Genomic DNA, 21,737 nt, shown 5'->3' on the forward strand with positions numbered 1-21,737 from the left:
AGCGGTGGCCACAGGTTGCACTGACCGAATCGAGGAATTTGAAATGTCCAATATCATCCGCCCGGCCCTGAGCCTGCTGGTCCTCATGACCCTGATCACCGGCGTTGCCTACCCGTTGGTGGTGACCGGCGTCGCCCAGGTTGCCTTCCCGGACCAGGCCAACGGCAGCCTGGTGCGCGACGCCAGCGGCAAGGTGCGCGGCTCCAGCCTGATCGCCCAGGACTTTACCGGCGACAGCTGGTTCCACCCGCGTCCTTCGGCAGGCGCGTTCGCGACCGTGTCCAGCAGCGCGAGCAACCTGGGGCCAAGCAACCCGGCATTGGCCACGCGCGTGTTCGATGACGCGAATAAACAGTTCGTGCCCGCGCAAGGGCCGGTGCCGTTAGCCTCGCTGACTACCTCCGGCAGCGGTCTTGATCCACACTTGCCTCCGCAGGCGATTGCCTATCAACTGGCGCGGGTAGCCGCCGCGCGGAATGTGCCGGTGGCCACCCTGCAACGCTTGCTGGATGAACACATCGAAAGCCCACTGGTGGGCCCGCCGGTGGTGAATGTGCTGGCGCTGAACATGGCCCTGGAAAAATTGTAAACAGGAGCGCCGCTATCGCGGGCAATGCATTCCAAATGTGGGAGCGGGCTTGCCCGCGATAGCGCCCTGAAAGACACCCTATAAACCCCTGAAGGAACCCCCGCGCATGAGCGACTCCGGCCGCGCCGATGCCCTGTTAGCCGATCTGCCCCGGGACGGCCGTGGCCGGCTCAAAGTCTTCCTGGGCGCCGCGCCGGGTGTGGGCAAGACCTACGCCATGCTCCAGGCCGCCCACACGCAGTTGCGCCAGGGCGTCAGGTTGCTCGCTGGCGTGGTCGAAACCCACGGCCGCGCCGAGACCGAAGCGTTGCTCAGCGGCCTGCCGCAGCAACCGTTGCTGCGCAGTGAATACCGGGGCGTGATGCTCGAGGAAATGGACCTGGACGGCCTGCTCGCCGCCAAGCCGCAACTGGTGCTGGTGGACGAACTGGCCCACAGCAACGCGCCCGGCAGCCGCCATGAAAAGCGCTGGCAGGATATTCAGGAACTGCTCGCCGCCGGCATCAACGTGTTCACCACGGTCAACGTCCAGCACCTGGAAAGCCTCAACGATCAAGTGCGTGGCATCACCGGCGTGCAGGTGCGCGAAACCCTGCCCGATTGGGTCCTGCAGGAGGCCGATGAGCTGCTGCTGATCGACCTGCCGTCGCGCGAGTTGCTGGAGCGCCTGCGCGACGGCAAGGTGTATGTGCCAGAACAGGCCCGTGCGGCCATCGACGCGTTTTTCACCCAGACCAACCTGATGGCCCTGCGCGAGCTGGCGATGCAAACCGCCGCGGCTCACGTCGACGACGACCTGGCCCAGGGTTACCGCCAACTCGGCCAGGCCGCGCCGGCCGTGCGTGGGCGCTTGCTGGTCGGCGTCGACGGCGATGCACAAGCCGAACGCCTGGTGCGCCATGCCAGCCGCGTGGCCCAGCGTCGCCATCTGCCCTGGACCCTGGTGCATATCGATAACGGCCGCGCACGCGATGAACAAGCACGTCTGCGTCTGCAAAATGCCCAGCAACTGGCCGAACGCCTCGGCGGTGACGTGGTGCTGCTGCGTGCGGGTGAGGTGACCAAGACGTTGATCCAGCATGCCGCCGAGCGCCGCGCCAGCCTGGTGCTGGTCGGGCAGTCGCGGATGAACTGGCGACGCCGGCTGTTCGGCGGTGGCGTGGCCGAGCGCCTGATGCGCAATGCGCGCGGTCTGGAAATCAATATCCTCGACAGCGACGACGTACCTGCACCGCCGCGCCTGCCGGATGTGCGCGGGCTGGTGTGGTTCGACTATGCGCTGGCGGTGGTCGCGACGGTGATCGCGGCGGCCCTGGCCTGGGCGGTCGCCAGTGTGTTGCCGTTGCCGAATATCTCGCTGGTGTTTCTCGCGGCGGTATTGCTGGTGGCGGTGCGCAGCAGCCTGGGGCCGTCCCTGATGTGCGCGGCGCTGTCGTTCCTGACGTATGACTTCCTGTTTATTCCGCCAAAATTCTCCTTCGCCATCCAGCGTGAAGAAGACGTACTGACTCTGTTGTTCTTCCTGCTGATGGCGGCGTTGACCGGCAACCTCGCGGCGCGCCAGCGTCGGCAGTTGCAGGCGTTGCGCGATACCCAGGAAGAAACCAGCGAGCTGCTCGACCTGTCGCGCAAACTCACCGCCGCCACCGACCGCCAGGCGGTGATCAGCGCGGCGGCGCATCACCTGGAAGGCTGGAGCGACCTGGATCTGTGCCTGGTCAACCGCGACGGCCAGGGCGCCTGGAAAGTCGAGACCGGCGGGCCGCTGACCTTCACCGAAGCCGAACGCGCCGCCGCCGACTGGGCCTGGCAGCATGACCAGCCGGCAGGTAAGGGCACCGGCACGCTGCCGTTCGGGCGCTGGTGGTGGTGGCCGTTGTCGGGCGAAGAGGGCCCGCTGGGGTTGCTCGGCGTCAGCGCAAAACCCGGTATGGAACTGAGCGGCCAGCGCCGTCGCTTGCTGATCGCCTTGAGCCAGCCGCTGGCCCAGGCGTTGGCCCGCGCGCAATTGGCGCAGGAGCTGGAGTCCGCGCGCCTGCACGGCGAGACCGAGCAACTGCGCAGTGCCTTGCTCGCCTCGGTGTCCCACGATTTGCGCACGCCGTTGACGTCCATGCGCGGCAGTATCGACAGCCTGCTGGCACTCGGCGAAGCCATCCCGCTGGAGGATCGCCGCGAGTTGCTCGAAGGCACCCGCGATGAAGCCGAGCGCCTCGACCGCTATATCCAGAACCTGTTGGACATGACCCGCCTGGGCCACGGCGCGTTGAAGCTGGCGCGCGATTGGGTCTCGCCCGGTGATATCGTCGGCAGCGCCCTCGGCCGTTTGCGCGCGGTGCTGGCGCCGTTGCAGGTGAGGATCGATGTGCCGTCTGAACTGCCATTGCTGTATGTGCATGCCGCGTTGATCGAGCAGGCGCTGGTCAACGTGCTGGAAAACGCCGCTCGATTCTCGCCGGCCCAGGGCCATTTGCACGTCAGCGCCGGGGTGTCGGATAACCAGCTATTCTTCGCCGTGGCGGACGAGGGCCCCGGGATTCCCGAAGACGAGCGCGCGAAGATTTTCGATATGTTCTACACCGCTGCCCGTGGCGATCGCGGCGGGCAGGGCACCGGTCTGGGCCTGGCGATCTGCCAGGGCATGGTCGGTGCCCATGGCGGGCATATCAGCGTCGCCGATGGGATTGGCGGGCGGGGTACCTGCATCACGCTGTTCCTGCCTTTACCCGCACAGCCTGGCCTGGAACGCGAGGCGTGAGCTACTCTCTTTTTTCGATGGATTTTGATTGGACACCATGAGCCAGACCGCGACGATTTTGGTCATTGACGACGAACCGCAGATCCGCAAATTCCTGCGCATCAGCCTGGCCTCCCAGGGCTACAAAGTGATCGAGGCCGGCACTGGCAACGAAGGCCTGGCCCAGGCCGCCTTGAGCAAGCCGGATTTGCTGGTACTCGACCTCGGCTTGCCGGACATGGACGGCCAGCAGGTGCTGCGCGAGTTTCGTGAGTGGTCGACGGTGCCGGTGCTGGTGTTGTCGGTGCGCGCCAGCGAAGTGCAAAAGGTCGAGGCGCTGGATGGGGGCGCGAACGATTACGTCACCAAACCCTTTGGCATCCAGGAGTTTCTGGCCCGCGTGCGCGCCTTGTTGCGCCAGGCCCCAGCGGGTGAAGCCCAGGAAGCGGCGTTGTGTTTTGGCCCGCTGACGGTGGACCTGGCCTTCCGCCGCGTATTGCTGGACGGTGCCGAAGTGGCGCTGACCCGCAAGGAATACGCGGTGCTGGCGCAACTGGCGCGACATCCGGGGCGGGTGATTACCCAGCAACAACTGCTCAAGGACATCTGGGGGCCGACCCATACCGAGGACAGCCACTACCTGCGCATCGTGGTGGGCCACCTGCGCCAGAAGCTGGCGGATGATCCGACTCAGCCGCGGTTTATCGTGACCGAGGCGGGGGTGGGGTATCGGTTGTTGGGGGCTTAGGTCTGATGGATTTTCGTTGGCTGTCAGGGCCTCATCGGGGGCAAGCCCCCTCCCACATTTTGAAATGTGTTCACAAATCAAACTGTGGGAGGGGCGGTGCGACGATTCGACTTGCCCCCGATGAGGCCCCCAGCCACACCGCCAATCTCAGTGCTGCTCACTCTCATACCGATCCAACGTATCACTGGCGATCTCGCGCCCCAGGGCGATCAGTTCCGGCGCCTTGTAGAACTCGAAAAACCGGCACACCCGCTTCGGCACGTTGATCAGCACATCCGGCGGGTAGCCGGCGATCTTGTATTGCGCCAGCGATGTCTGCATCACCTCGAAGCTCTGGTTGATCAGGTCCAGCAATGATGCCGGGCCGACGTTGTCGATGATGAACGATCCGGTCGCCGACTTCGGCGCCCCGGCTTTTTCCGGGGCGGCGGCGGGCTGCTGGGATTCCGGTTCGGCCGACTCCAGCCACGGGTTGATCTCGGCCGCTTGGGCCTGCAAGGCTTCCTGTTCGAGCTTCATCAACTGCTCGGCCTGCTTGCGGCGAAACGGCAAGTGCGACCCCAGCGACTTCGCCAGGCTGTTGAAGCGGCTCTTGAACGCCGGCGGCCGCTGGATCACCGGCAAGTGGTAGTGTTTCTGGTTGGTCGCATTGAGGTTGACCGCAATGATCAAGTCGCAATGGCTCGACACCACCGGCACGATCGGCAGCGGGTTGAGCAGCCCGCCGTCCACCAGCATGCGGTTGCCCTGCATCACCGGGGTGAACAGGCTCGGAATCGCCGCCGATGCGCGCATGGCCTGGTGCAGGCAGCCTTCCTGGAACCAGATTTCCTGCTGGTTGGTGAGGTCGGTGGCCACGGCGGTGTAGGGGATGCGCAGCTCTTCGATATTGATCTCGCCGACGATCTTGCGGATCTGCCCGAAGACCTTCTCGCCGCGAATCGCTCCCAGGCGGAAGCTCACATCGACCAGGCGCAGTACGTCGAGGTAATCCAGGCTTTCGATCCAGTTGCGATACTCGTCGAGTTTGCCAGCAGCATAGATTCCGCCCACCACCGCGCCCATGGAGCAGCCGGCGATACAGGCGATGTCGTAGCCGCGCCGTTCGATTTCCTCGATCACACCGATATGGGCATAGCCCCTGGCCCCACCGGAGCCCAGCACCAAGGCAACACGCTTCTTCATGGTCGATGTCCTTCGTTAAGCAGGCGCCCACAATGCACCCAATACGGGGGCGGCTTCAATCTTCGCGCCAACGCGCAATATTTTTCCAGAATAGCGGCTAGGCTCGGGTATGCTCTGGCAATAGGCGCTTTTGATTTCGGGTGGCGGACAAGGCACTTTTCTTTGTAGGCAACGTCTACACGGTACGACCGTTTTTCTTTATTTTGAGGTGTCATCGATGAAAGCCTGGATGTGTGTGCCTGTGATCATGTTGGCCCTGGCCGGTTGCGCCGGGAAAACTGCCTATCGCGACAGCTGCGGCAGCCAATTGGACGCCGCGTGGAAAGAGCTGGACCTGGCCAAGGCCGAAGGCTTTGCCGGTACCGTGAGTTATTCCAAGGCCTTGTCCCTGCTGACCGGCGCCAAGACCCAGCAGCAATTCGAAGCGTTCGAAGGCTGCGCCAACAAGGCCGAGAAGGCGCGTTTCTATATTCGTGAGTCGCGCGCCGGCCGCTGATTCGTCGCAGCTGTCGAGTGCAACCAGGCTGCGTCAGCGGTTTGAGTGATGCAGGGATTATTCGTCGTCAGTGGAGGAAAACATGTCAGCCTTGGTAGATCAGTTAGTCGCTCAGGTCATCGGCCTGGAAGTAGGGTTACTGAGCTGCCAGGCTCGGCTCGCCGCCGTCACCGACGATGAAGCCCTGCATGATTTGCGCACCACCGTGCGGCGCCTGCGTAGCCTGTTGCGACCCTTGCGCGGCTTGCCGGGGGTCGAACAACTCGAACTGGCCGCCAGTACCGTCGGCCAATTGACCACCCCGTTGCGCGATCGTGAAGTGCTGGCCGCGCATCTGCACCAGCACGGTCACCATGCCGCCGCCGACCGTCGTCTGCGCCTGCAACCCGAGGCCTATCGCCACGTCGCCGAGGGCCCGGAGCTGGCGCACCTGCTGCAGATCCTCGATGCATTCCCGCGGTTTATCCGTGCCTCGCAACACCAGAAACTGCTCAGGGGCCTGCGCACGCGTATCGAGAAACGCCTGGCCAAGCAATGGCACAACCTCGATGACGCCCTGCAGGACCCCAGCCACGATCGCCACCGTCTGCGCTTGTTGATCAAGCGCGTGCGCTACGCCGCCGAAGCCTACCCCGAGCTGGACAAGCTGCCGGTCAAGGCGATGTCGCGCCTCAAGCAAGCCCAAGGCGCCCTGGGCGATTGGCATGATTGCTGGCAGTGGCTGCTCCAGGCTGAGCATCAAGCCGATCTGCAGCCCTGTGTGACGATTTGGCGTCGCACCATGGCCCAGGCCGAAGGCGAGGCGGATCGGGTGCTGGACAAACTCTGCGCGGACTGTTTCTGAGCCGGTCCGGTTTTTGGCCGGAATAGGCGCTGTACCTGGTGGGTGCGCTGGTTAAGATCGCTGCTCCGGTCTTTTTGATGTGAGGTCGCCATGCGCTTCAGTGATTTGCTCGACGCCGCCCGTAACCACCCGCTGGAGGTCACCATCCCCGCCGAATGGGCGCAGGGTCGCGCGACCTTTGGTGGCCTGGTGGCCGCTTTGCAATATGAAGCGCTACGCGCCCAGGTCCCTGCCGACCGGCCGTTACGCTCGTTGGCAATCACTTTTGTCGGCCCGGTCGCCGCGGATGTGCCCGCCAGTTATCACGTCGAAGTGCTGCGCGAAGGCAAGGCGGTCAGCCAATTGCTTGGCCGGGTGATGCAGAACGGTGAAGTGGCGACGCTGGTCCAGGCCAGTTTCGGCGCGTCCCGTGAGTCGCAAGTCGTGGTGGCGAGTGAGCCGCCGCCGACCTTCAAGCATTGGGATGAATGCCAGGAGCTGCCGTATATCCAGGGCGTCACCCCGGAATTCATGCGGCACCTGGCGATGCGCTGGAGTGTCGGCGGCCTGCCGTTTACCGGCAATACCTCCCGCGACATGGGCGGTTGGGTGCGCTTGCGCGGCGATGTGAAAGAAGAGCCGCTGACCGAGTCGCACATCCTCGCCCTGGTGGATGCCTGGCCGCCAGCGTTGCTGCCGCACCTGCGCAAGCCCGCGCCGGGCAGTACCCTGACCTGGACCATCGAGTTTATCCAGCCGCTGCAAGACCTCACCACACTTGACTGGTGCCAGTACTACGTCAACATCGAACACGCCCGTGACGGCTACGGCCATGCCGCTGCGGCGCTGTGGAGCCCGAGCGGCGAGTTGATCGCCATCAGCCGCCAGACCGTGGTGGTCTTCGCCTGACCTTCAGTGCCGGTGGCGTTGACGCCAGGCGCGCCACCAGCCACCGCTGAGCACAAAGCGTGGGAAGCTCACGAACTGCTCGACCAACAGGCGTTGGACCGCGTCTTTGCGGTCGCTGAACGGTTCACCGGCCTGGGCTTCCAGGCTGTGGCCATGCTGCTGCAAGGCAAGGCCGGCGAGGATGCCGACAACGCCCACGGCCAAACTGGCCAGGCTCAGGCTGAACACCCCGGAAACGACCAACAGAAACCCGATGATAAACAGCGGCACCGCGATCATGTGCAACGCCAGGTTGGTCGGGTGCTGGTGGTTTTGCGGGTACTGACGCCATTGCCAGGCGGGGAGATTGGGATGACGTTTGCCCATGATGATGAATCCTCTGTCCGTTGAAATAACTTGAACAGAGTTTAGGTCGGGTCGGCTGGCGCGGCGAATCAAGGCTGGCTATGGGGGCCATAGCCTCGCCTTGTATTGCTTATAGCTTCAACTGGCCAATCGCCTTGCTCAACTCCCCGGCCAATGTGGCGAGCTGATTGCTGGTGGTGGCCGAATCCACGGTCTGCTGCACGGTGTTCTCGGTCACATCACGAATACTCACCACGGCGCGGTTCATCTCTTCGGCGACATGGCTCTGCTGTTCGGCGGCGACGGCGATCTGGGTGTTGCTTTCGCGCATCTGCGCCACGGCGCCGGTGATTTCGGCCAGTGCCGCGCCGGCTTCCTGGGCCTGTTGCACGCAGTCATCGGCCTTGAACGAGCTTTCTTGCATGAAGTCCACCGCATCGCGGGTGCCGGCTTGCAGCGCCGAGACCATGAGCGTGATTTCGTCGGTGGAGGTTTGCACGCGTTTGGCCAGGTTGCGCACTTCGTCGGCGACCACGGCGAAACCGCGGCCCATCTCCCCGGCGCGGGCGGCTTCGATGGCGGCGTTGAGCGCGAGCAGGTTGGTCTGTTCGGCGATGCTGTGGATAACGCTGACCACGCCGTTGATTTTCTGGCTGTCTTCGGCGAGTTTCTGGATCATCTCGGCGGTCTGTTGCACGCCGCTGGACAGCCCGGCGATTGAGCGTTGTACCCGATCCACCACTTCGCGGCCGCTGCCGGCGAGGGTGTCGGCGGTCTGGGACAGGTCGCGGGTGGCGCCGGCGTGTTGGGCAATGTGGTGGACGGTGGCCGTCATCTCGTTGATGGCGGTGGCGGCCTGGTCGGTTTCGCTTTGCTGGCCGAGCATGCCGTGCTGCACCTCGTTCATGCTGCTGGCCAGGCGCGCCGCGCCCTCATCCAGTTGCTTGGCGGTGCTGGCCACGGTGTTGACCACTCGCTGGTAGCCGGCTTGCATGGCATTGAACGCGCTGGCCATCTGCCCGACTTCATCTTTGCAGGCCAGCGGGACGCGCGCCGACAAGTCGCCGGTTTTCTCGACGTGCAGCATCACGTCCTTGAGGGTGTTGAGCTGGCTGAGCAGGAAGCGGATCAGCAACTGCGACGCGCAGAGCATCGCCAGCATCAGGATCAGCACCGCCACCGCGTAGTTGGCGAAGCGCTCACTGAACACCTGGCTCAGGCTTGGCGCGTAAGCGAGCACGGCGACCTGTTGCCCGTCGGCGCGGGCGACCACTTCAGCGCCCATCAACGGGTTTTCGCCGAACAAGGGCAGGTGATTGAGTTCGACCCAGCCGCTGGCACTGCTCAGGTCTGACAGATCTTGATCAGCCAACTGTGGGACTTGGCCACGGGCAAACGTCAGCCACGCCTCGCCCTTGGGCAGCGCCTTGTCGGCCGGCCAGGCGCTGAGCAAGCGCGCCTGGGCTTGTGCCGAGGCCTGGGACGCCTGGCTGCGCGACTGCTGTTCGAGATGCACAGCGTATAGCACCAACAGCAGCGTGGTGATAAAGGCGACCGCGTTGACGGCCCAGAATTTGTATTTCAGCGAGATATTGCTAAGCCAGGCACCCATAGAAGGTTTTTCTCTGATAGCGGAAACAGCATTGGCAAGGTGCCATTATTGTGCCGCTACCGAAAAAATACCACTTTGATATGGGTCAATACGCCACATCAAACCACCGCGGGTAGGCCAAAAAAAATGCGCGCGCAGGCGGTGCTGTGCTGGGCCAGGTCTTCCAGGCTTTCGTTGCGGTGCAGGGCGACTTCGCGCAGCACCTCCGGCAGGTAGGCCGGTTCGTTACGGCCGTTTTTCGGTTTGGGCCGCAGGGTGCGCGGCAGCAGGTAAGGCGCATCGCTTTCCAGCATCAGGCGGCCCCGAGGAATTTCTCTGACCAGCGGATGCAGGTGCGTCCCACGGCGCTCGTCGCAGATCCAGCCGGTGATGCCGATGTGCAAGTCGAGGTCGAGGTAGCTGAACAGCGCCTGCTGCTCGCCCGTGAAACAATGCACCACGGCGGCGGACAAGTGATCGCGGTAATCCTTGAGGATCTCCAGCAGGCGCTGGTTGGCGTCGCGTTCGTGGAGAAACACCGGCAGTTTCAGCTCGACGGCCAGGGCCAGGTGTTCTTCGAGGACTTTTTCCTGCTGCGGGCGCGGTGAGAAGTCGCGGTTGAAATCCAGCCCGCATTCGCCCACCGCGCGCACGCGGCTGTCGTTGAGCAAACCACGTAGGCGTTGGGCGCTGTCGCCGTTCCAGTCGCTGGCGGAATGGGGGTGGATGCCGGCGGTGCAGAACAGTCGCTGGCCGCTTTCATCCAGCTTTTCGCACAATTGCAGGGCCTGTTCGCTGCCGTCGACACTGGTGCCGGTGAGCACCAATTGTTGCACGCCGGCGGCATATGCACGCTCGAGAACGGCCTGGTGCTTCTCGTCGAAACTTGGGTTTGTCAGGTTGACGCCGATATCAATGAGTTGCATGGTGCTATCTCCGCCTGCGGCCGGAAAGCATATCAGAGCTGTAGATTTATAAGAAAAACCTAGAACTACAACGAGTTATAGCTGTCTTTGAACGTCGCAAGTGACATTGTGGTGGGTCTATCGCCTATCCTGGTGCCGCCGTTGCGTGCCTTGTCAGCGCATAAAGCGCTCTGTTTCTGACCTCCAGCCCCTCGTTTTTCGCGAAGGTGCTGGCCAGTATTCTTTCCGGAGAGCGGATGATCCGACCCTCGGCGTTGCTTATGTTGTGCCTGACGTTATTGCTGCCCATGGCGGCGGTCGCGCGGCTGGACGGGCCGCTGGAAGTGACCAAACCGAGCAAGGTGCGCGACCTGGCCGAGATTCGCTCCAGTCGTACCCTGCGCGTACTGGTCAACCAGAGCCGCAACAGTTCCGGCGAAATCCAGGGCCAGGCCATTGGTGTCGAATACCATCGCCTGCGTGCGTTCGAGCAGTACCTCAACGACCAAGCCCGCGATGGCCAGGAAATCAACCTGAAGATCATCCCCAAGGCCAAGGACCAACTGCTCGGCGCGCTGGCGCGGGGTGAAGGCGATCTGGTAGCCCCCGGGGAATTGCTGGAAGTGAAGGCCACGCACAAGATCAGTGCGAGCGACCCGATTGCCAGCGGTGTGCCGTTATGGCTGGTGGGGGTCAAGGGCGAGCGCCGGTTCACCCGGCTGGAGCAGTTGTCCGGGCGCACATTGGCGCTGACCACCGGCAGCGCGGCGGCGGATGCGATCAACCAGGTCAACCAGAAACTGGCCCTGCACAAGCAGCCGCCGATCAAGGTGGAGTGGGTCGACCCGAGCCTGGCGGTGGAGGACGTGCTGGAGATGGTCCAGGCCGGCATCTTTCACCTGACCATCGTCGAGAAGCCCATCGCCGAACGTTGGTCGAAGATCCTGCCCAAGCTGCGCTTCGACAAGCAGGTGGTGATCAATGAGCCGGGCGAAGAGTATTGGTTCGTGCGGCAGGACGCCGCGATGCTGCGGGCGAGTATTGATCGCTTCCTCAAGACCTACCGCACGCCTTCCGACCAGGACGTGGCGTTTCAGCGCATTTATCGACGCCTTTACCAAGTGCGCAACCCGCTGGCCCGCATCGACCGCCAGCGCCTGGAGAAACTGCGTCCGATCCTGCAAAAACATGCGCGCGAGCAAGGCATGGATTGGTTGAACCTCGCCGCGCTGGCCTTCAAGGAGTCCGCCCTCGACCCAAGCGCGCGCAGCAGCGGTGGTCCCACGGGCCTGATGCAGATCACGCCTTCGGCGGCGCAGCGGGTGGGCGTGAACAATATCGAGAATCTCGACAGTAACGTACAGGCGGGCGCACGTTACCTGTCGATGATCCGCCGCAAGTTTTTCGCCAGCCCCAAGCTCAACGAGCGTGAGCGCATGGCGTTCGTGCTGGCGGCCTACAACATGGGGCCGGAACGCGTGCAAGGCATGCGTACCGAAGCCAAGCGGCGTGGGTTGAACCCCAATCAGTGGTTCTTCCAGGTGGAGCGCATTGCCATGGAGCAGGTGGGGATGAGCGGCGTGAGCTATGTGAATAGCGTCAACAAGTACTACCTGGCGTTTGATCGGGAGCGGGACTCCCTGGAGCCGTCGGCGTTGGAGCCGAAAATCGCTTCGCGCAAGTGATCGATTTTATAGATATTAATCAGGCATTTTTTCGGCTTTTATCATTGCCTAAACTGATTAATATAGCGGCCAACCAACCCCTACTCTGAAAAGGATTATCCCCATGAGCCCACTGATCAAAAGCATCCTGTCCACCCGCGCCGGCTATGGCTTGACCATTCTGCGCATTGTCGTCGGCATCATCTTCGCCGCCCACGGTTCGCAAAAACTCTTTGGCTGGTTTGGCGGCTACGGCCTGGCGGGCACCGCGCAGTGGATGGAAAGCATCGGCCTGGCGCCGGGCACCCTGATGGCCTTGTTGTCGGGCGGTACCGAGTTCTTCGCCGGCCTGGCCTTGATCATCGGCCTGCTGGCACGCCCTGCGGCCTTGGGCCTGACGATCCTGTCGCTGGTGGCGATCTTCTCGGTGCATATCCATAACGGTCTGTTCATGGCGAACAATGGTTATGAGTTCGCCCTGGCCTTGCTCGGCGGCTCCCTGGCCGTCCTGTTCGAAGGTGCCGGCAAACTGTCCGCCGACCGCGCCATCACCCACTGATCGGTCTGTAACCGCTGGAGAAGGCCCGCCATGTGCGGGCCTTTTCGTTGCGCGGGATTCTTGACACCGCCCCATCGGCTTCTCTAGGATGTTGGTTATGCGCCGATTTAAACAGCTAATTGCGGGGCGCCACTGGGACTCGATGCAGCCCGACAGAAGCCAGTTCTCATTGCAGACGCCGGCTTCGAAATACCGCTAAAGCGCTGGTTCGGTGTTGCCTCTCACCTGCCCGCAGACTTTTGAGGCAGAGACACGACACGATGAATGCACCACGCCCCCTCATACGCCTGGCTCCGATCACTGCGGAGCTGACTCAACGCAATCCGAGAATTCTCCTGGGCGGCAAGCACCAGCCGACGCTGTTGCGTTACCTGGACGGCTGGCCGCGTCGGGGCGGGCGGCCCTCGGCGTTCCTGATCCAATTTGTCGAAGATGGCGATTCCCTGGCACGCTTTGCCAGCAACAGCTTTGACCTCGCGGTGATCCAGGCGCCCAGCGCCAGTGACGCGGCTGAGGTGATCCGCCAACTGACGCGCATTGCCCGGCAAGGTTTGATCGCGCGGCGCTGAGCCCTCAATAAAACGCCGACGGCGGCACCGGCCAGCGACGACGCCGCCGCCGAAACAGCCCCCAGGCAATCAGGCACAGCAGTGCCGGCAACGGCACAGTCACCAGCAGTTTTACGTTGCGTTCCAGGCGCTGCACTGGCGCGTAAAGCGTGTTTTTCAGCGTATGCAGTTCCATCGGTAGACGCAGGCGTTCCTTGTTGAGCGCTTGCAACTGGGTACTGGTATCGACCGACTCCGTGCCCAGGGCCGTGACGTCGGGGTTAAGGCGCTGCCATTCCTTTTCCGTTCGTGCCAGGCGCCGTTCCAGCTCGGCAGCCTGATCCCGATAGGCGCGTTCGGCAGCCTCGCGCCGCTTCGCCAACAGCTTCAATGAATGGCCGGCCACCGCGCGCGGGCGAATATCCGCCAGGGCCTGCGGCGCGGCGAGGTTATCCAGTGCGTTCATGACAAATAGTTTGTTGGCATTTCGCGCGGATTCGCCGGGAGGCTCGCTCAACATATCCGTATCTGCAACCACGACCACATGGATCTGCGCCGCCTTCTGCAACCCCGGCGGCCGCCCGCCAAATCCGTCGGCAAACGCCGAATAGGCTGGCCCTTCGAGGCGGGCAGCGATCACGTGAGGCTCGCCACGCGTGGGTAACGCACTGTCCACGGCGTCTGAATCGATCAGTAACGACTGTCTGGAACTGCGCAACAGCGGCGTGAAGATGGCGCGGCTTTTATCCAGGGAGAACAGGGCGCCGCTGTTCGACACGGTCACTGTGCCCAGCTTCCAGGTGCTGACATCGCGGGTATTCATTGCTTGGCGTGGCAGGGTGAATGTGGCCGGTTGATGTTCCGACGGGGCATAGGTGGGGTCGACCAGCACTTTGTTGCTCGGCATGCTGACCCCCCAGCCGGCGAGCAACCCGTCTAACCGGGTGGCGGAAGACGTTGTCTTTGAGCCGCCTTTGTCGAGGGGGTCGATAAACATCAGCAGTTTGCCGCCGCCCAGGACGAACTGGTCGATCGCATACAGTGTTTTTTCCGGCAGCCCGCGTGGATGTACGAGCATCAGGGTTTTAATCCGCGAGGGCACATGATCGGCCGTCGGTTCCAGCTCCAGGAGGTCGAAATGTCGGTGCAATTCCAGTACCAGCGGCTCGATGGATGCGCCGGCCGGTAACCCTGATAACAGCCCGACGATCGCGGGCTCGGGGTGCAGCAACTGGGTGATCAAGTGGCTGATTTCATACTCCAGCAGCGGCTCGTTCTCCGGGTTGAACGACTCGATGCGTTGGGCGGTTTGCCCCTCCCGAGCGCCGATAAGACCGAAGAACCCCGGTTGATCGCGCAGGCCATACAGTCCTGCTTTGTAGGCATCCTCTGAAAAGGGAGTGGGATCGATAATGTGCAGATTGATCCTGCCGTTTGCTGCGTGTTCGAACGCCCTGAGTTTTTCTTCGACGCGTTTGGCATAGTGTTTCAGGATGCTTTTTTTGGCCGGTATGCTTGAATTGAAATAATAGAAGTCCAGTGGACTTTCCAGTGTGGTGAGTAAGTGCAATGCCGCGGGTGACAATGTATTGGTCTGTTGTTGGGAAAAGTCCTGGCGTAAATCAGGAAGTTTGACTACCCATACCAGGTTGAATGCGAGGAACAGCAGCAGTATGACGCTAAGTGTCATGCCGGTGCGCAATGGATATCGCATCGAGAGTGTTCCTTCTCAGCTGTTCTTGTAGTTGAGGATAACGGTCGTCGCAGCAAGAAAAGCAATGATCATGCTGATGAAATACGCGCCGTCCTGAAAGGTAAGTGTCCCGTGATCAATCAGGCCAAAACGCAGGAGTGGGCTGAGAGATGTCAAACTGTCGATGATCCAGATGGGGGCTTGACGCTCCAGTGCATCCAATATCGAAGACACGCCGCTGGCCAATAACAACAGGCTCAGCGTCAATATGAAAATGGCCAGGCGCTGGCGGGTCAGTGCGCAAATAAAAACACCCACTGAGAGATAGCTTCCGCTCAATAACCAACTGGCCAGGAATTGGGAGACGATGACCCGGTTGTCCGCACTGCCCAACAAGTTGACCACCGTCACGATGGGGAATGTCAGTAATAATGCCAGGCCCGCCACGACCCAGGCGGCGAGGAACTTTCCAATAACCAGTTCGGCGGGCCGCACAGGCAGTGTTTTCATGAAATCGCCAAAGCCTGTCTCGTTCTCGTCCGCCCAAAGTTGAGTCGACAGTGCAGGGACCAGTAACAGGTACAACCAAGGGTGCCATTGAAAAAAGCCCTGCAAATCGCTGCTGCTGCGCTCCAGCAATTGGCTGGTGTGCAACCCCAGCAAGGTCGACAGCAACAGGAACAGCGCAACACTCAGGTAGGTGGCAGGTGCCGATAGATAGCTGGCAAGCTGGCGTTTGAAAACAGATGGCAGCAGGTTCAATGGGATGCCTCCTGGCTCAGGTGGTGAACGACATCGTTCAGGCGGCCTGGCTCCAGATTCAGTGAGTGTATTTCCCAGCGTCGGTTGGCAATCAATGCGCAGATGGCGGGGTAGATGGAGTGTCCCGGCATGGCGAGAACGGTTACCGTGCCAGGGCCGTGCCGGTCTTCTTCGATACCTGCCACGCCGGGCAGTACGGCAAGCGCCAGTAAATCCAGGGCTGACTCCGCCGCCAGGGTGACTGCGCGAAAGTGCCGGGAACTGCGCTGCAGCTCGGGCATCGGGGTGTCCGCCAACAGGCGCCCGCCGCCAATGACTAGGGCGCGGGTGCAGACGCCGGCCAGTGCTTCGCAATCGCGTGAGGCAACGATGATCGTCATCTCGTCGGCCAACGACTGGATAAGCCTGCTGATCTTGCCTTGCTGATGGGGCGCCAACCCTTCGCTGGGTTCGTCCAGTAACAGCACGTCGGGGTCGTGCAGCAGGGCCTGGGCAAACGCGACTTTGCGTTTCAGGCCAGGGGGAAGGGTGTTGATCGGGTAATCGAGGACTGGCCAGAGTTCGAGTCGGCTGGCCGCATGATCCACCCGCCTGCGTCGCTCCGCGCCTTGGAATCCCCGAACGGTGGCGATGAACCTGAGCAGGTTCTTGACCGACAGGGTCGGGTGACTGACACCGGATTCGGGTTGATAGCCTATTGCCTTGCGTGCGTGATAGCCGTGTGTGTGTGTATCCAGCCCCAGAATCCGCACTTGCCCCGAGGAGGGTTGGATGGCGCCGGCGATCATTTTTAAAAGTGTCGTTTTACCTGCCCCCTCCAATCCAAATAAACCAAGGCACTCTTGGCGTTTGGCAGAAAATGAGACATCGCTGATTACACTCTTTTTGTTCAAGTATTTTGTGAGGTTGCTTATCTCGATCATTATGCTTTTCTGTTCGGTTGGTGAGGCAAGAAGAATGAAGAGGCAAGCGCCTTTGTTGAGTGATATAGGGCTCGGGTTTAAAAATGGTACGTTCAATGTACAGTGCTTGGAAACGCTGAAGTATCTTAATAAGAGAAGTCCTACGTTCAGTCTGTTACCTCGCTGAAACAATCGTTGAGTGATAAATGCATGTTGATGGTCGGATGTTTATCTGATGTTTATATACGCTTTGCTTGTTGTCATGAGGCCTGATTACTATGATGCTTCTACGTACCCTAGTTCTTGAACGCTCTGGTGAGGATGCGCCGGTCAACGGTGCTCTGCTCTGTGGTTTTGCTGTTCCCCAGATCGCGTCGAACTTTCTTGTGTACAGCCTGGATGAAGAAATAGAGCCGGGTAGTTCCCGGGTATATGTCGCAGCATTGCGTAGGAAAGTTGAACGCTACTTCTTGGGTGGGGTGGATACCCAAGAGGATCTGCAAGTTGCGATGCGGGTGTTTAAACAAATACTGACCCTGGCCGCTTCCGGTACCAAGTCCGGTAGCGTCGGCGACGGCCAGATTCCCTATCACTTTGTCGACTTGAAAGGCTGCAAGTTGCCGCCCGCCAGGCCCGAAGATCATCATTCAATGAACATCAAGAAAGCCTTGGTGATGAAGGTGATTACCTTGGGCACATCGGCCCCTGCGTCAGAGGCGATTGAAAGTCCTACGCTGATTGTCCCGTCCATTCGTTTTTCTTCCAAATTGGTCTCGGCTCCCAAAGTCACCAAGGAGCCTGAAAAGGTCTTACCGGTGGTGATCGAGGGGCTGGCTGAACCTCAGCGGCAGGTGCCCGCGGTCGTGGCGCCAACTGCTGCGCCGGTCGTCGCGGTTGCACCCAGTGCGCCGCCGGCATCCAACGAACAGGCAGAACACAATTCACTGTTCGAGGTGGACAGCACCTTGACCAACCTCGCGCGTGTCGCCCAGGAACTGACCCAGCAAAAACTTGCAATGCAAAAGCGCGAAGAAGCACTCGAACAGCGCCAGGTTGAACTGCAGCGAGGGCTGGCGGAGCTTGAGCAAAAGCGCCAGGAACTGACCCGTCGCATGGTGCAGGAGGAGGGCGCCGTGCAGTTGCAGGCGCAGGCGTTGGAGGGGCGTGAAGCGCAGTTGGCAAATGCCGTGGCCATGCAGCAGCAAGGGCAGCGTCAAATGGATGAGCGCACCCGCGTCCTGGAAGAGCGGGCCATTCAAGTCGAGGCGCAAGAGCTGCGGGCGCGTCAGAAAGGCGAGACGTTGGCGGCGCTGCTCGTGCAGTTACCAGGGTTGCGCCAGAATGTGCATGCCATTCTCTATGAACTCGACCAGGCGTTGGACGGCCTGGCCAGGAATGAACTGGTTCAAGCGAGCAGCGAGCCGGGCGCAATCCAGCTGTGATGCGAGGCGTCAGAGGGTCTGGCTACTTTCCCCGGTTCATTTATCATCACCCTCTGTTCGTCGACGCCGGGCCTGCATGCCGCGGCGTATTGGAATCAATGGACATTGCCTGGGGATGCACACGTTTGAGTACCAAGCTGATTACCAAAGAAGGTCATGAGGCGCTGAAGAAGGAGTTGGATTACCTGTGGCGCGAAAAGCGTCCGGACACCACGCGCAAAGTGACTTGGGCCGCTTCCCTGGGGGATCGCAGCGAGAACGCGGACTACCAGTACAACAAGAAGCTGCTGCGTGAGATTGACCGACGGGTGCGCTACCTGCGCAAGCGTCTGGAAGACATGCGCGTGGTGGAGTACATGCCCGAACAGGAAGGGCGGGTATTTTTCGGTGCCTGGGTCGATATCGAAAACGAGCAGGGCGAAACCAAGCGTTTTCGCATCGTCGGCTATGACGAGATCTACGAACGCATGGACTACATCTCCATCGACTCGCCGATGGCGCGGGCGCTGCTGCGCAAGCAAGTCGACGATGAGGCCATCGTGCAGACGCCGAACGGCGAGGTGTGCTGGTGGATCACCGCAATCGAGTATGTGAAATAGACAATAGTGGCCCGCGGTCTGTGACGCGCGGGCCATTGTCGTCTCAGCCTTCGCGCAATACCGCCAATGGCGTGGCATTCAGCGCGCGGCGCGTCCCGAACACCCCGGCAGCGCCGATCAGCACGCCACCGATCACCGGCAGCAACAACAACCACGGGTGTGGGTGCCAGGCCAGGTCGAAGGCATAGCGGTACAGCACCCAGGTCACCAGCTCGGTGCCCAGCGCCGCGAGCAAACCGCTGACGGCGCCGAGCAGGCCGAACTCGATGCGTCGGGCCTTCACCAGCAGCTTGCGCTCGGCGCCCAGCGCACGCAGCAGCGCACCTTGGCGAATGCGCTCGTCCAGGGTGGCCTGCAGGCCGGAGAACAGCACCGCCATCCCTGCCGCCAGCACGAACAGCAGCACATACTCCACGGCCAGCGTTACTTGGGCGAGGATGCTGCGCAACTGTTCCAGCAGGGCCTCGACTTGCAGGATCGTGACCGCCGGGAAGGCCCGGGACAGGTCGATGATCTGCCGGTCATGGCCGGGGGCCAGATAGAAGCTGGTCAGGTAGGTGGCCGGCAGGTCTTTCAAGGTGCCAGGCTGGAAAATCATGAAGAAGTTGGGCTGGAAGTTATCCCAATTGATGGTGCGCAGGCTGGTGACCCGCGCTTCACGGGTTTCGCCCGCCACGGTGAACACCAGGTGGTCGTCGAGCTTGAGTTTCAGGCTTTCGGCAACCTTGGCTTCCACCGACACACCCGGTATTTCATCGCCCGGTTGCTGTGACCACCAGGTACCCGCGGTCAGGGCATTGCCCGGCGGCAGGTCGGCGGCCCAGGTCAGGCTCAGGTCGCGCTGGATTGCGCGGTCGCCGCTGGAGTCCTTGCTGACGATCGCCTGCACGGGCTCGCCGTTGACGCTGATCAGCCGGCCGGGCACCACCGGATACAGCGGCGCCGATTGTGCCTGCAGTTCGAGCAGGCGAGCGCCAAAGGCGTCTTTGTCGGCGGGCAGGATGTTCAGCGCGAAGTAGTTGGGGGCATCCTTGGGCAGCTGGTTTTGCCAGGTGTCGAGCAATTCGCCGCGCAGCAGGGCGATCAAGCCCATGGACAGCAGGATCAAGCCGAACGCCAGCGACTGGCCTGCCGCCGCCAATGGATAGCGCAGCAACTGGCCCAGGCCCAGGCGCCACGGCAGGGACGCCCGGGCCAGCAGGCGGCGCAGGCTCTGCAACAGCAGCAGGAGCAGGCCACCGAGGATCAACGCCGCAACCACGCCCCCGCCGAGCAGGGCGAAGGTCAGCACCAGGTCGAGGCTCAGGCGCCACATGATCAGGCCCAGGGCAAGCAGCGCCGCGCCGTAGACCATCCAGGTGCTGGACGGGATGGGCAGCAGGTCGCGCCGCAACACGCGCAGCGGTGGGACGCGGCCCAGTGCTGCCAACGGTGGCAGGGCGAAACCGGCGAGGGCCACCAGCCCGGTGCCGATCCCGGCAATGGCCGGCAGCAGCCCGCCGGGCGGTACGTCCGCCGGCAGCAGGTCGTGCAGGAAATAGAACAGGCCAAATTGCGCCAGCCAGCCCAGCAGGGCGCCGGCCAGGCTCGCCAACAGGCCGAGTACGCTCAGTTGCAGGCTGAACAACAGCATGGTTTCACGCCGCGATAAACCCAGGCAGCGCAACAACGCGCTGGCATCAAAACGTCGGCTGGCGAAACGGTTGGCGGACAACGCCACGGCCACACCGGCCAGCAACACCGCCACCAGGCTGGCCATGTTCAGGTAGCGCTCGGCCTTGCCCAGGGCGCCGCCGATCTGCTGGTTGCCATCCCGCGAGTCCTGCAGGCGCTGGTTGGCCGCGAGGCCCGGCTCGATCAGATCACGATAGGTTTGCAGTGCCGTACTTGAGGGGGCTGCGCGCCACAGCTCGCGGTAACTGACGCGGCTGCCGGGCTGGACGACGCCAGTGGCGCCCAGGTCGGCCAGGTTGATCATCACCCGTGGCGTGAGGCTGTAGAAATTGCCGGCGCGGTCCGGTTCATAGGTCAGCACACGCGCCAGGCGCAGGGACTTCATGCCCACGTCGATGCTGTCACCGACTTTCAGGTCGAGTGCGGTGAGCAGCCGTGCCTCCACCCAGGCTTCGCCGGGTTTCGGGCCGCCGCCTGCGGTTTCGTCAGCGAATGGCGCGGCTGCGCTCTTCAGTTCGCCGCGCAGCGGGTATTGTTCGTTGACCGCCTTGATGCTGGACAGCTGGATGCCGTTATCGGTGGCGATAACGCTGGAGAACTCGACGACGCGTGCGTGATCCAGGCCCAGTTCGATCCCGGACCTGATTTGCTCGGGGCGCGCGGGTGAGCTGCCCTCGAGCACCAGGTCGGCGCCGAGGAACTCGGTGGCGCGCAACAGCATGGCGCCATTAAGGCGTGCGCCGAAGTAGCCGATGGCGGTGCTGGAGGCCACGGCCACCAGCAGGGCGAAGAACAACACGCGCAATTCGCCGGCGCGGGCATCGCGCAGCAATTGGCGCAGGGCAAGGCTGAACAGGCGCAACAGCGGCAAGCGTGCCATCAAGGCTCCAGGGGCGCGACCAGCAGGCCGGCTTCAAGGCGGATCAGGCGTCGGCAACGGTGCGCCAGGCGCTCGTCGTGAGTGACCAGGACCAGGGTCGTGCCGCTTTCTTTATTCAGTTCGAACAGCAGGTCGCTGATGCGCTCGCCGGTATGGCTGTCGAGGTTGCCGGTGGGTTCGTCGGCAAACAGCACGTCCGGTTCGGCGGCAAAGGCGCGGGCGATCGCCACCCGTTGCTGCTCACCCCCGGAGAGTTGGCGTGGCGAGTGGGTCAGGCGTTGGCCCAGGCCGACCCGTTCGAGCAGGTACCTGGCGCGCTCGCGGGCGTCTTTGCGGCCGTCCAGCTCCAGCGGCAGCATGACGTTTTCCAGGGCGTTGAGGCTGTCGAGCAGTTGGAATGACTGGAAGACGAAGCCCACATGCTCGGCGCGGATGCGCGCGCGCTGGTCTTCGTCGAGGCTGCTCAGCGCTTGGCCGGCGAGGATGACTTCGCCGCTGCTGGGCAGGTCGAGGCCGGCCAGCAGACCGAGGAGGGTGGACTTGCCGGAGCCGGAGGCACCGACGATAGCCAGGCTATCGCCCTTGTTCAGTTCCAGGCTCAGTTCGTGCAGGATAGTCAGTTCACCTTCCGCGCTGGGAACCACTTTGCTAAGGTTTCGCGCGATGAGAATGCTTGCGCCCATGGA

20 protein-coding genes are annotated in these 21,737 nt (G+C 62.3%); 11 read left to right on the forward strand and 9 right to left on the reverse strand.

The genetic code is table 11. The features are described from left to right. Positions 1 to 43: 43 nt before the first annotated feature. The 3 genes from kdpC (at position 44) to INT12_RS10035 (ending at position 4,074) form a co-directional block, all read left to right on the forward strand. Positions 44 to 589 (forward strand): potassium-transporting ATPase subunit KdpC, encoded by a 546-nt coding sequence (gene kdpC / locus INT12_RS10025; RefSeq protein WP_026140252.1) that lies wholly within the window; start codon positions 44 to 46, stop codon positions 587 to 589. 106 nt (positions 590 to 695) lie between these two features. Continuing rightward, positions 696 to 3,347 carry a sensor histidine kinase gene (locus INT12_RS10030; protein WP_193040758.1) on the forward strand — a complete coding sequence of 884 codons (2,652 nt, stop codon included), beginning with the start codon at positions 696 to 698 and terminating at the stop codon, positions 3,345 to 3,347. 37 nt (positions 3,348 to 3,384) lie between these two features. Next, positions 3,385 to 4,074 carry a response regulator gene (locus tag INT12_RS10035; RefSeq protein ID WP_026140251.1) on the forward strand — a complete coding sequence of 230 codons (690 nt, stop codon included), beginning with the start codon at positions 3,385 to 3,387 and terminating at the stop codon, positions 4,072 to 4,074. Positions 4,075 to 4,221: 147 nt separating this feature from the next. Here INT12_RS10035 and INT12_RS10040 read toward each other — a convergent pair whose 3' ends face one another. Next, on the reverse strand, positions 4,222 to 5,259 hold the full coding sequence (locus tag INT12_RS10040) for a patatin-like phospholipase family protein (RefSeq protein ID WP_017848819.1): 1,038 nt from the start codon (positions 5,257 to 5,259) through the stop codon (positions 4,222 to 4,224). A 217-nt stretch (positions 5,260 to 5,476) separates the two neighbouring features. Between INT12_RS10040 and INT12_RS10045 the strand changes: the two genes are divergently transcribed. The 3 genes from INT12_RS10045 (at position 5,477) to INT12_RS10055 (ending at position 7,487) form a co-directional block, all read left to right on the forward strand. Continuing rightward, positions 5,477 to 5,755 carry a hypothetical protein gene (locus tag INT12_RS10045; protein WP_017848818.1) on the forward strand — a complete coding sequence of 93 codons (279 nt, stop codon included), beginning with the start codon at positions 5,477 to 5,479 and terminating at the stop codon, positions 5,753 to 5,755. Between the two features lie 82 nt (positions 5,756 to 5,837). After that, complete coding sequence (locus tag INT12_RS10050) at positions 5,838 to 6,599, forward strand: CHAD domain-containing protein (RefSeq protein WP_017848817.1); 762 nt, start codon at positions 5,838 to 5,840, stop codon at positions 6,597 to 6,599. Between the two features lie 90 nt (positions 6,600 to 6,689). After that, positions 6,690 to 7,487, forward strand: a complete 798-nt coding sequence (locus INT12_RS10055; protein ID WP_108524395.1) for an acyl-CoA thioesterase — start codon at positions 6,690 to 6,692, stop codon at positions 7,485 to 7,487. Between the two features lie 3 nt (positions 7,488 to 7,490). Here INT12_RS10055 and INT12_RS10060 read toward each other — a convergent pair whose 3' ends face one another. From INT12_RS10060 to INT12_RS10070, 3 genes are all read right to left on the reverse strand, one after another. Next, entirely contained in the window at positions 7,491 to 7,853 is a 363-nt protein-coding gene (locus INT12_RS10060; protein ID WP_193040420.1) for an Mpo1-like protein, read from the reverse strand. 109 nt (positions 7,854 to 7,962) lie between these two features. Beyond that, positions 7,963 to 9,444, reverse strand: coding sequence for a methyl-accepting chemotaxis protein (locus INT12_RS10065; RefSeq protein WP_046384251.1), 1,482 nt, complete (start codon positions 9,442 to 9,444; stop codon positions 7,963 to 7,965). Positions 9,445 to 9,542: 98 nt separating this feature from the next. Further along, positions 9,543 to 10,349, reverse strand: a complete 807-nt coding sequence (locus INT12_RS10070) for a TatD family hydrolase (RefSeq protein ID WP_046483457.1) — start codon at positions 10,347 to 10,349, stop codon at positions 9,543 to 9,545. 236 nt (positions 10,350 to 10,585) lie between these two features. On the opposite strand from INT12_RS10070, the gene INT12_RS10075 reads away from it, so the two are divergent. The 3 genes from INT12_RS10075 to INT12_RS10085 all read left to right on the forward strand — a co-directional run bounded on the left by INT12_RS10075 (position 10,586) and on the right by INT12_RS10085 (position 13,120). Then, the gene (locus tag INT12_RS10075; RefSeq protein ID WP_193040421.1) at positions 10,586 to 12,013 is read left to right on the forward strand and encodes a transglycosylase SLT domain-containing protein; all 1,428 of its coding nucleotides are present in this window, start codon (positions 10,586 to 10,588) and stop codon (positions 12,011 to 12,013) included. A 103-nt stretch (positions 12,014 to 12,116) separates the two neighbouring features. Beyond that, positions 12,117 to 12,551, forward strand: coding sequence for a DoxX family protein (locus tag INT12_RS10080; protein WP_017848811.1), 435 nt, complete (start codon positions 12,117 to 12,119; stop codon positions 12,549 to 12,551). 260 nt (positions 12,552 to 12,811) lie between these two features. Continuing rightward, complete coding sequence (locus INT12_RS10085) at positions 12,812 to 13,120, forward strand: hypothetical protein (RefSeq protein ID WP_017848810.1); 309 nt, start codon at positions 12,812 to 12,814, stop codon at positions 13,118 to 13,120. A gap of 4 nt (positions 13,121 to 13,124) precedes the next feature. On the opposite strand, the gene INT12_RS10090 is transcribed toward INT12_RS10085, so the two are convergent. From INT12_RS10090 to INT12_RS10100, 3 genes are read right to left on the reverse strand one after another with little or no spacing between them, the layout of a single operon-like run. After that, positions 13,125 to 14,813 (reverse strand): Gldg family protein, encoded by a 1,689-nt coding sequence (locus tag INT12_RS10090; RefSeq protein WP_193040422.1) that lies wholly within the window; start codon positions 14,811 to 14,813, stop codon positions 13,125 to 13,127. A gap of 15 nt (positions 14,814 to 14,828) precedes the next feature. Continuing rightward, on the reverse strand, positions 14,829 to 15,554 hold the full coding sequence (locus INT12_RS10095) for an ABC transporter permease (protein WP_193040423.1): 726 nt from the start codon (positions 15,552 to 15,554) through the stop codon (positions 14,829 to 14,831). Continuing rightward, a complete protein-coding gene (locus INT12_RS10100; RefSeq protein WP_193040424.1) occupies positions 15,551 to 16,477 on the reverse strand; it encodes an ABC transporter ATP-binding protein in 927 nt (308 codons plus the stop codon). Before INT12_RS10100 ends, INT12_RS10095 begins: the two co-directional genes overlap by 4 nt. Positions 16,478 to 16,734: 257 nt before the next feature. On the opposite strand from INT12_RS10100, the gene INT12_RS10105 reads away from it, so the two are divergent. Both INT12_RS10105 and greB read left to right on the forward strand, forming a co-directional pair. Further along, complete coding sequence (locus INT12_RS10105; protein ID WP_193040425.1) at positions 16,735 to 17,898, forward strand: hypothetical protein; 1,164 nt, start codon at positions 16,735 to 16,737, stop codon at positions 17,896 to 17,898. Positions 17,899 to 18,023: 125 nt separating this feature from the next. Beyond that, positions 18,024 to 18,497, forward strand: a complete 474-nt coding sequence (greB, locus tag INT12_RS10110) for a transcription elongation factor GreB (RefSeq protein WP_026140354.1) — start codon at positions 18,024 to 18,026, stop codon at positions 18,495 to 18,497. 43 nt (positions 18,498 to 18,540) lie between these two features. Here the strand turns inward: greB and INT12_RS10115 are convergent, their stop codons facing one another. Continuing rightward, positions 18,541 to 21,051 carry an ABC transporter permease gene (locus tag INT12_RS10115; RefSeq protein ID WP_102617957.1) on the reverse strand — a complete coding sequence of 837 codons (2,511 nt, stop codon included), beginning with the start codon at positions 21,049 to 21,051 and terminating at the stop codon, positions 18,541 to 18,543. Then, on the reverse strand, positions 21,051 to 21,734 hold the full coding sequence (locus INT12_RS10120; protein ID WP_017849531.1) for an ABC transporter ATP-binding protein: 684 nt from the start codon (positions 21,732 to 21,734) through the stop codon (positions 21,051 to 21,053). The genes INT12_RS10115 and INT12_RS10120 overlap by 1 nt, the downstream gene beginning before the upstream one ends. Positions 21,735 to 21,737 lie beyond the last annotated feature (3 nt).

It is taken from the genome of Pseudomonas sp. K8, from assembly GCF_014889455.1.
GTDB lineage: Bacteria > Pseudomonadota > Gammaproteobacteria > Pseudomonadales > Pseudomonadaceae > Aquipseudomonas > Aquipseudomonas veronii.